Below are 11,777 nucleotides of genomic sequence, written 5' to 3' on the forward strand. Positions count from 1 at the left end.
CATTCGGTTATTGTCCTGGACCGGGGCGGTGGTGGAAATCGTCATGGTGGGGTTGATCCGTATCTCGCCCTGCTGGCGGGGTTGCTGTGAACCTCTGGACTCAACTCACCCTGACACGCAGGGCAGCCGCGGCGAAGGGTGCCAACAAGCCCAATGCCAGCAGCAGTCCGGCACCGATCTCGGTTCCGGCCGCTACGAGTGCAAACACTCGCCCTGGCCTGTACCCGGTGGCATTGAAGAAGGCTGCGGTCTTGTCTACGCCCATCCCACCGGCAAAGCCTAACTTCCAAACCCCATGCCGCACAATGAAGAACGCGACAACTAGCCGCATTACGAGTAGAGCGAGATCGATCGGTTCCGGCATGGCAGCGCCTTCTGTAGAGATGGACTGGACAGTGCATCAATCGGTGCGAGAGCTTCGCAGGCTACGGGCCGGCACAGTCTGCGCGATGAGTGCCTTGCCCGGCCTATGTGGCTGGTTAGGAGTGTGGCCACCCTGCGTAGGAAAGGTGCTCGATCGATTCGAGTTGGAGCAGCCGGTTGTACTTGGCCAGCCTTTCCGAGCGAGTGAGTGAACCGATCTTGATCTGGCCAGCGTTCCAGCCGACTCCGAGATCGGCCAGGCTCGCATCTTCGGTATCCCCGGAGCGGGCGGAAATCACTGTGCGCATCCCAGCGTCACGTGCGACATCCATCGCTTCTCGGGCTTTGCTGATGGTGCCGATCTGGTCGCACTTGATGAGGACCGCATTCGCGGTATCTGTGCCGATCGAGTTGCGGATCCGGTCGGGATTGGTGGCGTAGTAGTCATCGCCGACCAACTGAATGTGGCCGAGCCTGGAAGCGGCCAGCTTCCAGCCATCCACGTCGTCGTCGCCCATCGGGTCTTCGATGGAGACGATCGGGAATTGGTCGATCCAATCGGCGAGCATGTCGACGAGTCGTGCTGGTTCGGCAACTTGGGTTGCAGCGACATCGATGGCGATACCCGCATCGACCCCGCAGTCGACGATTGCTTGTGACAGCATTTCAATGGCCGTCGAATCCGATCCGTCGGGGACAGCGAGACCGCCTTCGTCTGCGACCAGTGCCGCAGACAGCCGCCCGTACCGGTTGGCTACTAGTTCCGCTGCACGTGCCCGGACCCGCCACACGATCTCGACAGCTTCTGCAAACGTGGACGCAGACAGCGGGACTGCAAGAAAGTCTTGGATGATGCCACCGCCTTCGGCATGCCGTCCTCCGGAGAAGATGTTGACCATCGGGCAGGGGAGGACAGGATGCTCGTGGTGTATCTCTGCGAGGTGTCTCCACAACGGAAGTCGGCGGGCATCGGCAGTAGCACGAACTGTTGCCAAGGAGATCGGCAACGTCACGTTGGTTGGTCCCGACAGCAGTGCATCGACTTCATGTACAGGGCTACCGATCAGGATCTCGCGGTACTTTCCGACGATCATTTCGACCGCCTGGGAGGTTCCGTTGCCGCCGAACCGCGACTCGCCGTCGCGTAGCACGGTTGCTTCGAACTGTCCGGTAGATGCGCCTGCGGGGGCCAACGCGGTGCCCGTTCCACCGCCGCTGACATGGACGGTGCAGCCGACGGTTGGCAGTGCGCGGGAGTCGAGTGCCTCCCAAGCGTCGATGCCGATGACATGTTCAGTCATGTGTTCCTCCGGTTGGAGTGGAAGTGGATGACGGTGGTGCGTTAAGTAGCCGGACGCCTTGTTCGTACACCGTCGATTGTGCTGACTGGTTGAGGTAACTCAGAGGAGATCGACCGTATACGCGAGCAATCAGTAGCGCCCCCAGTATTCGGCCGTACCACTGCACGTCGAACGGAAGCCGGTATGCGCCAAGGAATTTGTCCTCGAGGTTGCGGAGTTCATGTGCTCGATCAGGCATGTGGGCGGCCTTGGCGCGCAGGTGGGAAACCAGGAAGGCCAGATCGAACTCGGGAGCGCCGGCATGGACCACCTCCCAGTCGAGAACTCGAACGATCTGGGGGTTCGCTGGATCTACCAGGAGGTTTTTCGGCGAGTAGTCGCCGTGCACTACAACTTGATGTGTGTGACTCAGGTAGTCCGATACCGCCTGCAATGAGGAGGCGAGGTGGGGCAGTTGCACGGCAGCATAGCCGAAGTAGGGATCGAGTCGTAGTTGATGGAGACGGTCGGCGCTTGCGTACCGGCTGTCCGGGCCGAAGGTGGCAGGGTCTTCCTGATGGACGAGTGTCAAGAGCCGTCCTGCTTCGACGGCTGTTGCCGGCTCGAACACTCCGCCGAGAAGGAGTCGTTTCCAGTTGGTGCCATCGACGAACTGTTGCACCAGCATGTGGTTGCCTTCGTCGAAGGCAACGAACGCAGGTGCCACTTCGCTGAACCGGTGCAGTGCGGCTGCTTCTGCAGTCACTCGTTCGACGTCTGCCAGCCACGTGTCACTGACACGGAGCTGTGCGTAAGGCTGCTTGCAGACGAGGTCACCTATGCGGACGACACGCGCGGATACGCCATCGGTCAATTCCGTCACAGCTGGAGTCGCATCATCGGGCAGGAGGTTGCGTCGACGTAGGTAGCTGATCCAGTCGTCCAGGACGGGATCTCGGGTGTCGGTCCTCGGGTCACCGAGAGGATCTATGCGTGATGCATGTATATGCATGCTGGGAGCATATGGGCCTGTGTCGATAGAATGCAACGTATGAGTCAGGGTGAGCGCTTACTGGATGCGATCCAGAGTCTGTCCGCAGAAGCATCCGCCTCACTACAGGAGCGGCTGAGCGCTTCGGTGGGGGTGGAGCCGCGTACTGCAGCGATCCTGATGCTCATGTGGCGGGATGGGCGTCCGATGCAGATCTCATTTCGCGATATCGAGCAGGCACTGCAGCTGAGCCAAAGCTCAGCGAGTCGTGCAGCCGCATCCTTGGCCGGGTCGGGTCTGGTGACCTTCACCTCCGATCCCGCAGATGCCCGATTCAAACGCGTCGAGCTGACACGGCAAGGGCAAGTGCTGGCCAGGCAGGTTGCCGCGGCGCGAGCGGCTGCCGTCGACGACCTGTCCGGGATGGAACGCATCCTCGATATCGCCCGCGAAGGATCGAGCGGTACGGCTTCCGGCCTTGCCGCTGAGACTGTCGGAGACCGTCGTGTGGTGGCTTTTGGCGAGTCGCTACTTCGCGTGTCAGCCGAACCGGTCCTCGTCGCCGATGTTTTGTATGTCCGCGACGCGCTGGAGCCGGCGATGCTCGATGAAGCAACGCGGCTACGTACCGACATCGACGTTGCCGAGTGTCGGGGGATCATCGGCTTGATGCGTGACAGCCTCGAAGATGCTCCGCGGTTCTACCGAGCCGACTGGGCCCTGCATCGACGGATGGTGCAGATCTGCAAGAACGAGGTCCTCAAGTCTATGTACCTGGCGCTGTTGAGTGCGCTGGAGAATCGACTCGAAGAGGTTCTACCGACGGACAACTTGAGGGACTACCTCGGGCGTCGACTCGTGATCCATGAGGAACTGGTCGAAGCTCTGGCATCAGGAGACACTGCGCGGATGGCACGCGCCGCCCAAGGCCACCACTTCCTGGCCCTCACCCGCGACGCTGGAGCAATGCGCAACCGAGGCTAGCGGCCCCAGTTCCACAGGGCGTGGGCCAGCCTCCAGTGCTGACCCACACCCCTTCTTTTTGCGCTCATGCAGTCAGGCATTCCCGCTCTGGGGTCGAGGTAAGCCCAGCACCCCTGCGCCGAAGCATCGACACGGTGGTGTGACCCATGCCCGTTTTGCTTGCAGATGTGACCTAGCTCGCATACTGTATGCATTCACGATGCATTGAAGTTTCTGGCGAACCTCTGTGAGGGCAAGCACGCCTCGGGCCCCTTTGAAAGGCGCACCCATGACGAAGTCTCTTCGATTTGCGACTGTTGCAGCCGCCGCACTACTTGCCGCGGCCTGCTCGTCGAACGCGAGCAGCGGCACTGTCGATCAGGAAGAAGCAAGTGCGGCATACGCCGCAAACAAGGAACTCGTTGCTGCGGCCTACGAAGGCACGTTCACTCAACCGCAGTCCACAGGTCCCGCCGCACAAAGCGGCAAGCGGGTATCGATCATCTCCTGTGGAGAGTCGATCTCCAGCTGCAACGTCCCGGCCGCCGCGATGAAGGAAGCCGGCCAGGCTCTTGGCTGGAACGTGACCATCTTCGATGGTCGCGCAGAACCCACGAACTACGCCAACGGAATCCGTGAAGCCGTCGCGGCAGGCGTGGACGGCATCATCGGTATCGCCACCGACTGCGACAAGGTCGGAGCACCGCTCCAAGAAGCAAAATCCAAAGGCATTGCGGTGATGGGCTACTCGGCGTTCGACTGCGACGATCCGGCAATCGAGTCCGGCGACCCGGTGTTCTCGACCAAGGTTCTGTTCAACGGCTACGAATCGATGAGCGACTACCGAGAAGAGTGGGGCCGACGTAAGGCCGAGTGGATCATCGATGCCACGCAGGGAAGCGCCAAGGTGCTCTTGGTGAACGTGCCGGGAAACAACCTCCACGGTGCAGCGATCAAGGGATTCACTGAGCAACTGGCGGAGTGCAGCACGTGTTCGGTGGTCGGCACGGTCGACATTACCGTTGCTGAAACCACCAAGCCGGTCGCCGGCCAGAAACTCGAAGCAGCGCTGCTCAAGCATGCCGACGCGAACGCACTCGTCGTCCCCAACGACGCCGCGTTTGCGGCATACGCTTCCAGCGCGCTGAACTCGGTCCCACGCACCCTCGAAGTGATGGGCGGCGAGTGCTTCTCCGAGAACCTCGACATGATTCGGCGAGGTGGTCCTCAGAACGCATGCGTGGCGCTTCCCCAGGAATGGCAGGCGTGGGCCGTGATGGACCAGATGAACCGCTACTTCGCAGACCCTGCGGCAGCACCGGTCGACCAGGGGCTCGGGTTCCAGTTGGTCGATGACCAGCACAACCTGCCCGACTCCGGGCAGTGGGCACCCGGCGACGTGGACTACAAGGCCGCATACAAGACAGTCTGGGGCGCAAAGTGAGCGCGTCGATCGGCGAGAAGAACGCCGAACCGACTACCCGAGAAGATAATCCGAACCTTCAACCGCCGAGATCCGCGCGCTCCAGTTCGGTCGATCGCGCGACGCTCGTCGAGCTGGCGGAGAAGTACGGACTCCTGGCCCTGTTGATCGTGCTGATCGGCCTGTTCGCGCTGGCCAGCCCTCTGTTCTTTACACCTGAAAACTTCACCGTGATCCTCGGCGCCCGCGCAGGTCTGGTGATCCTGGCTCTTGCCGCGATCCCCCCGCTGATCGCAGGGCGTTTCGACCTGTCGATCGGCGCGACCATGGGCGTGGCGTCCATCGTGGCAGCATCACTGATGAGTCATCACCATCTGCCGCTGTGGTTGGCAGCAACGTTGACCATCGGGCTGGGCATGGTCATCGGCCTCGTCAACGGGCTGATCATCGCGTACACGGGTGCTAACCCGCTGATCATCACTCTGGGTATGTCGACGCTGCTCCTGGGTCTCGCCCAGTGGTACACCGCAGGCGAATCCATCTCGCAAGGGGTCTCTCCCGGCCTGATCCGCTCCGCATCAGGCAGCGTCGCCGGCATCCCGACAGGCCTTCTGTGGGTGATCCCCATCGGACTGGTGCTCTGGTACATGCATGCGCACACACCCCTCGGCCGTCACATGACCTCCGTCGGATCGAACTCCGCTGCCGCAGCCCTCGTCGGCCTCCCGGTCCGTCGCATCGAGATCGGCTCGTATGTGATGGCCGGCGCGCTCGCCGCAGTTGCGGGACTGTTCCAGCTTGGTCAGCTCGGGTCCGCCGACCCGCAGATGGCCGCCGGACATCTCCTGCTGCCCGCACTGGTCGCCGCGTTCCTCGGTACCGCCGCTTTCACCCCGGGTGCATTCAACTTCCCCGGAGCCATCCTCGCGGTCTACTTCGTCGCCTTCAGCGTCAGCGGCCTGCAATTCATGGGTGCCGCATCGTGGGTCGAACCGATCTTCAACGGCGTCGCACTGATCGTCGCGATGTGCGCCTCAGTCATTCTCGGCCGCAAGCGTGGGCGACGGCCCATAGGGCATTGACGCCCCGTTCCCTCTCCTTCCGAATCGAAAGGACAACTCCACTATGAGTACCCCCACAACGATCTCAGAGTCGGCTGCCACCGAACGTGTCTACTCCCCGCACTACGGGCGCCGCACCATCGAATGCCTCGGCCACATGGGTCTGTACGTCAAGGATCTTGCCGTACAGAAGCGCTTCTACGAGGACGTGCTGAACCTCCAGTCGATCGACGAGTCCGCTGCACCACTGCGATTCATGAACGCAGACTTGGCCGGCGAACATCACGAGATTGTGCTGTGGGAGGACCCGGCACTCGCCACTGGTGGTGTCCAGCAGATCTCGTTCCGTTGCTACAGCCTCCAAGACGTCACCGACTACGTTCGGGTCTTCCGAGAGGAAGGTGTCCAGATCGAGCGCGTTGTCACTCACGGCGTCTCGTTGTCGGTGTACTTCTTCGACCCCGAGGGCAACCGCTTGGAGGTGTACGCCCCCACCGGTGACGAGGCGAAACAGCCGTTCGCGTGGCCGATCGACATCGATGCCGACCCCGACGAAGTCATGCGTCAGCACGCCGACGCCCTCGCTAAGTACGGCAAGACCGGAACGCTTGGCCACTCCCCGGCGAAGGAGGACTGAGAGATGAAGCTGATCACCTTCGAGCGCAACGGGATCATCGACTTCGGAGTCATCAGTGCACGTGACGGCGGCATCGTCCGACTCGGTGCACGCACCGGCCTGCCGTCTCTGGCTTCGTACCTCGCAGAAGGCCTGCCGGCCGCGGCAGACGCTGCGTCCGAGTCAGGTGAACTGAGTTTGACTCAGGTCCGGCTACTTCCACCGGTCCCGCATCCCGAGCACATGTTCGGAATCGGCCTGAACACCTACTCGCACTTGGTCGAGGCCGGAAAGCCCCGGTCGGATGCGCCAACCAACCCGATGGTGTTCGTCCGTTTCGGATCCAGCGTGGTGGGTCACGGCGGGGAATTGGAGATGCCCAGTGACGTCACCACGTTCGACTACGAGGGTGAAATCGCACTGATCATCGGAAAGCCGGGCCGCAACATCCCTGTCGAATCGGCACTCGACCATGTTGCCGGCGTGTCGTGTTTCAACGACGGCAGCGTCCGCGAGTACCAGCGTCACACCAGCCAGGTAACTCCGGGAAAGAACTTCGATGCGTCCGGCGCCTTCGGTCCATGGATCGTCACCGTCGACGAAGTTGGCCCTCTCGACGACCTCGTCTTGACAACCGAAGTCAACGGCGTGCAGAAGCAGCGCCTGACCACGGATGACCTGATCTTCGGCTTCGCCGAACTTGTGTCGTACCTCAGCCACTCGGTCACGTTGCAGCCTGGAGACGTAATCGCGACGGGATCTCCTGCCGGTGTCGCCGTGTTCGCCGGACCGTACCTGTCCCCCGGTGATGAGGTCGCAATCAGCGTCGAAGGCGTTGGCACCCTGAAGAACACGGTCGTGTGCGTCAAATCCACACCGCGGCAGGGGTGAGGAGATGCCCACGATCCGTATGGTCGACGAATCTGACGGTGACGCCGCGGGTGACGCACTGTCCGCGGTCGTCACGCAACGTGGCCGCGGCGCCAACTTCTACCGTATGTACGCCAACAGTCCTGGCACGCTGGACACCGCCTGTGCGCTCATCTGGAACTTGTGGGACGCGGTCGTGGTCGACCGAGCCACCATCGAGTTGACGATCCTGAGGGTCAGCCAGTTGGTTGGCGCCGAGTACGAATGGGTCCACCACCGGCAGATGGCGTTGGACGCAGGACTGTCCGAGAGCAAGATCGTGATGCTGGACCGCTGGAGCGAATCAGAGGTGTTCAGTGCACGCGAACGCGCACTGCTCGCATTGGTCGACGCCTCGGTCACCGAGACCACGATTCCGCCCGCCGTGGTGAGCGAATTCCAGCACCATTTCGCTGACGACGAAGCAGTCGACCTGTTCACAGTCATCGGCCTGTACCGAACGATCGGGCAAATGCTCGTCGGATTCAACATCGAACTGGAACCATGGGCGCGCCGAACGGGAAACGAGTGGCGCGGCCCCACAGCGCAGCAGGCGGTGGCACATGAGTGAGAAGTCAAGCATCGGAGTCGGTGAACTGACCGTCCGCAACATCTTGGACCACGGTGCCCGCTGGCACGGAAACCGTTGTGCCACCACCATCCAAGAGAACCGCACTGCGACGTCGGTCACCTACAGTGAACTAGCCGACCGGGCAGGCCGGCTAGCGACGGCACTACGTGCTCTCGGAATCGAACCGGGCGACCGGGTCGGGTCACTGCTTCCGAACACTCAACCGCACCTCGATGCATATTTCGCGGTGCCATCGATGGGTGCCGTCCTGCACACCATCAACGTGAGACTGTTCGAGCAGCAGATCGTCTACACGATCAACCATGCACAAGACCGAGCGATCATTGTCGACCCCGAGTACCTGGGTCTCCTCATGCCGGTCCTCGATCAGCTGGAAACCGTGCGCACCTTGATTCTTACCGGCCCGGTCGACGATGACCGTCTCCGCTCGTGGACCGGCGCTGTACATCAGTACAACGACTTGCTGGCCACACACGACAACGAGGGCTTCGGTCCGCCCGTCGACGAACTGAGCGCGGCAACACTGTGCTATACGACAGGCACCACCGGCGACCCGAAGGGCATCGCCTACAGTCATCGCTCGATCTGGCTGCACGCAATGAGCTTGTGCACCGCCAACGCAGCCGCTCTCAGCAGTAACGACAGCTGCTACATCATCGTCCCGATGTTCCATGCCAACGCCTGGGGCTACCCCTACGCCACGTTCTGGGCCGGCGGCGACCTAGTGCTGTCGAACAAATTCGTCGACCCCGACTCGATTCTCTGGGCGGTCGAAGAGTTCAATCCGACGTTCGCCAACGGTGTTCCCACGATCTGGAGCGACATCGCCCGGAAGTTCGAATCGTCCGGATCGGAAGCGATCTCGTCCCTCCACACCATCGTGGTCGGTGGGGCCCCACTGCCGGCATCCTTGCGCCGCACCTACGAACAGCATGGAGTCCGGATGCTCCAGGGGTGGGGGATGACGGAAACCTCACCACTGGTCTCCGTGAACCGACCTGCCTCCACCGGCAACGCCGAGCTGGATCCCCGCTACACGAGCCAAGGACGTGTTCTCGCAGGCGTCGACCTACGAGTGGTCGATCTCGAGAGCGGTCAGACGCTACCGAATGATGGGCAATCCATCGGTGAACTAGAACTACGAGGACCATGGGTAGCCGACGCCTACTACGGTGTCCACGCACCCGAGAGGTTCCACGACGGGTGGCTCCGCACCGGCGACATCGGCACGGTCGACGAACTCGGCTACATCACTCTGACCGACCGGGCCAAAGACGTCATCAAATCCGGTGGCGAGTGGATCTCTTCAGTCGACCTCGAAGCACATCTCGTCGGCCATGACGACGTCATCGAAGCCACTGTCATCGGCGTACCGGACACCAAGTGGGACGAACGGCCATGCGCGGTAGTGGTCCTACGTGATGGACTGACCCTCGACACAGAAGAACTGCGCACTTACCTGGCAGAACGCGTCCCCCGCTGGTGGCTTCCCGAGCGCTGGTCACACGTAGAAGCCCTACCACGCACCAGCGTCGGGAAGTTCGACAAGAAGCAACTGCGCCAGTCCTATGCGGACGGCAAACTTCCGGTGGTGCACACCGGCAGCACCGTGTGACTTCGATCCGGATGGCTGGAACTGCCCCCGGTGCCACACCCAGCCAATATCTCGCTCAAGAGTGAGGATTCCCATGACGACAACGATCGCCTCCCCAGTCGCGCTGAGCGCGCGCAACATCTCCAAGACATACGGGAACAACCAAGTCCTGCACGACGTGTCGGTCGATATCACGCGCGGTCACATCCATGCCCTCGTCGGAGGCAACGGATGCGGCAAGTCCACTTTCATCAAGATCCTTGCCGGCGCAGTTCCCGCTGACCCCGGCGGCGAAGTGGTCATCGGAGATGAAACGGTGGTCACAGCCGACCTCACAGCGCAAGGTGCACGTGAACGCGGACTTCGTTTCGTACACCAGGACCCTGGACTGTTCGACTCGATGACCGTGGCAGAAAACCTCATCGTCGGCGATCGCTTTCCACGTACCCGTCTGGGCGGAATCGACTGGAAGGCAGTCAATTCGCATGCTCAGGAAGTTCTCGATCGATTCCACATCGACGTGTCGCCGCACCAGCGGATAGCTGGCCTGCGGCCGGCGGAACGCACAATGGTGGCAATCGCTCGGGCGTTGCAAGACCAAGCAGACGCGGACGACGGCATCTTGATCCTCGACGAACCCACCGCAGCCCTCGCCATCACGGAAGTGGACGCACTCGTGACCGCGCTCCGCCGATTCGCCAGCCGAGGCCAGACGATCGTGATCGTCAGCCACAGGCTCGCCGAGGTCATCGAGATCGCAGACGACATCACTGTGCTCCGAGATGGTCGACACATTACAACCATCGACAATCACGGGCTCACCCCCGCAGCACTAGCCGAACTGATCGTTGGTCGAGCAACACCGTCCAGCGGACGTACCGGCTCCACCTACGGTCCATCTGCATCACCGATCCTGCAGGTCCGAGGGCTGACCGGCGGTCCGATTCACGACATCGATCTGACTCTGCACGAGGGAGAAGTGGTCGGGATAGCCGGCCTCGTTGGATCCGGCCGAACAAGCCTGCTGCGCATGCTCAGCGGTTCACTCAAACCCGCCGCTGGCACGATCGCTCTACGCGGCGAATCGATCACAGCCTCGTCACCACGAGCTGCGATCAGGGCCGGATTCGCGTACCTGCCCGAAGACAGACCAGGCGAAGGCATCTTCCCCGAACTCTCGATCCGAGAAAACCTCTCCGTGATCGACGTATCCAGGTACTGGCACGGCGTTGCGCTCTCAAAAAAGGACGAACGCCGCGACGCCGACCAATCGATTGCACAGTTCGGGGTCGTGGCCCAATCCCAAAACCAGGCAGTATCGACACTCTCAGGAGGCAACCAACAGAAGGTCGTCGTTGCACGCGTCATGCGCACGCGACCGGATGTACTCCTACTCGACGAGCCATCACAGGGTGTGGACGTCGGTGCCCGTGCCGACATCCACCAGCACATCCGCGAATACGTCGATGCCGGAGCTACTGCGCTGATCGTCAGCTCCGATCTCGAGGAGCTTGCACAATGGTGCGATCGCGTAGTCGTGCTCGCAAAGGGGCAACTGATAGACCAACGTGTTGCACCTGACCTCGATCCCGCTGAACTAGCTGCCCTCACCGAGAGTCGGGCCTTCTCCCCGGTTCTTGGACACGGGTGATGGATTTATGCCGCTGACCGCAGCGTATCGGCGTGGTGGGCCTCGTAGGTGTTCGGGGACTGGTGTCGGCACCAGGAATGCCGGCGGCGGGTGTTGTAACGGACGAGCCATCGGAACACCTGCCGGCGGCAGGTGGCCTCGTCGGGCCAGGTGCCCGCGTCTTGGAGGACTTCACGTTTGAGTGCGGCGTTGAACGACTCGGCGAGACTGTCAGGGCCCCGGAAAGATCGGATGAGGCAGCTGTGACCTGCGGATTCGCGGAGGCGGGGCCGGTGTTTTGAGGGTGTGACCTACCGGCTTGGATGGAAGTTGCGAAGCACCCAGCCGAAACCAG

Annotated in this window: 11 protein-coding genes and 1 pseudogene; 8 read left to right on the forward strand and 4 right to left on the reverse strand. The window is 61.8% G+C overall.

Features of this window, described 5'->3' with window-relative positions; genetic code table 11:
• Window positions 1-100 precede the first annotated feature (100 nt).
• From E0497_RS21140 to E0497_RS19970, 3 genes are all read right to left on the reverse strand, one after another.
• Window positions 101-364, reverse strand: a complete 264-nt coding sequence (locus E0497_RS21140; protein ID WP_137726543.1) for a DoxX family membrane protein — start codon at window positions 362-364, stop codon at window positions 101-103.
• 115 nt (window positions 365-479) lie between these two features.
• Entirely contained in the window at window positions 480-1,664 is a 1,185-nt protein-coding gene (gene eno / locus E0497_RS19965) for a phosphopyruvate hydratase (RefSeq protein ID WP_137726544.1), read from the reverse strand.
• Window positions 1,657-2,526: a phosphotransferase family protein gene (locus E0497_RS19970; protein ID WP_161987467.1), complete on the reverse strand. Its 870-nt coding sequence runs from the start codon at window positions 2,524-2,526 to the stop codon at window positions 1,657-1,659. Before E0497_RS19970 ends, eno begins: the two co-directional genes overlap by 8 nt.
• Window positions 2,527-2,694: 168 nt before the next feature.
• Between E0497_RS19970 and E0497_RS19975 the strand changes: the two genes are divergently transcribed.
• The 8 genes from E0497_RS19975 to E0497_RS20010 all read left to right on the forward strand — a co-directional run bounded on the left by E0497_RS19975 (window position 2,695) and on the right by E0497_RS20010 (window position 11,443).
• A complete protein-coding gene (locus E0497_RS19975; RefSeq protein ID WP_161987468.1) occupies window positions 2,695-3,618 on the forward strand; it encodes a FadR/GntR family transcriptional regulator in 924 nt (307 codons plus the stop codon).
• A 268-nt stretch (window positions 3,619-3,886) separates the two neighbouring features.
• The gene (locus E0497_RS19980) at window positions 3,887-5,041 is read left to right on the forward strand and encodes a sugar ABC transporter substrate-binding protein (RefSeq protein ID WP_137726547.1); all 1,155 of its coding nucleotides are present in this window, start codon (window positions 3,887-3,889) and stop codon (window positions 5,039-5,041) included.
• Entirely contained in the window at window positions 5,038-6,102 is a 1,065-nt protein-coding gene (locus E0497_RS19985; protein ID WP_161987469.1) for an ABC transporter permease, read from the forward strand. The genes E0497_RS19980 and E0497_RS19985 overlap by 4 nt, the downstream gene beginning before the upstream one ends.
• A 136-nt stretch (window positions 6,103-6,238) precedes the next feature.
• The gene (locus tag E0497_RS19990; protein ID WP_161987470.1) at window positions 6,239-6,718 is read left to right on the forward strand and encodes a VOC family protein; all 480 of its coding nucleotides are present in this window, start codon (window positions 6,239-6,241) and stop codon (window positions 6,716-6,718) included.
• A 3-nt stretch (window positions 6,719-6,721) separates the two neighbouring features.
• Entirely contained in the window at window positions 6,722-7,588 is an 867-nt protein-coding gene (locus E0497_RS19995) for a fumarylacetoacetate hydrolase family protein (RefSeq protein WP_137726550.1), read from the forward strand.
• A 4-nt stretch (window positions 7,589-7,592) separates the two neighbouring features.
• Complete coding sequence (locus E0497_RS20000; RefSeq protein WP_137726551.1) at window positions 7,593-8,177, forward strand: carboxymuconolactone decarboxylase family protein; 585 nt, start codon at window positions 7,593-7,595, stop codon at window positions 8,175-8,177.
• Window positions 8,170-9,813: a long-chain fatty acid--CoA ligase gene (locus E0497_RS20005; protein WP_137726552.1), complete on the forward strand. Its 1,644-nt coding sequence runs from the start codon at window positions 8,170-8,172 to the stop codon at window positions 9,811-9,813. Before E0497_RS20000 ends, E0497_RS20005 begins: the two co-directional genes overlap by 8 nt.
• A 73-nt stretch (window positions 9,814-9,886) precedes the next feature.
• The gene (locus tag E0497_RS20010; protein WP_161987471.1) at window positions 9,887-11,443 is read left to right on the forward strand and encodes a sugar ABC transporter ATP-binding protein; all 1,557 of its coding nucleotides are present in this window, start codon (window positions 9,887-9,889) and stop codon (window positions 11,441-11,443) included.
• Window positions 11,444-11,448: 5 nt separating this feature from the next.
• On the opposite strand, the pseudogene E0497_RS20015 reads toward E0497_RS20010, so the two are convergent.
• A pseudogene (locus E0497_RS20015) lies at window positions 11,449-11,655 on the reverse strand (integrase core domain-containing protein); the annotation flags it as partial.
• Window positions 11,656-11,777 lie beyond the last annotated feature (122 nt).

It is taken from the genome of Prescottella subtropica (assembly GCF_005434945.1).
GTDB classification, from domain to species: domain Bacteria; phylum Actinomycetota; class Actinomycetes; order Mycobacteriales; family Mycobacteriaceae; genus Prescottella; species Prescottella subtropica.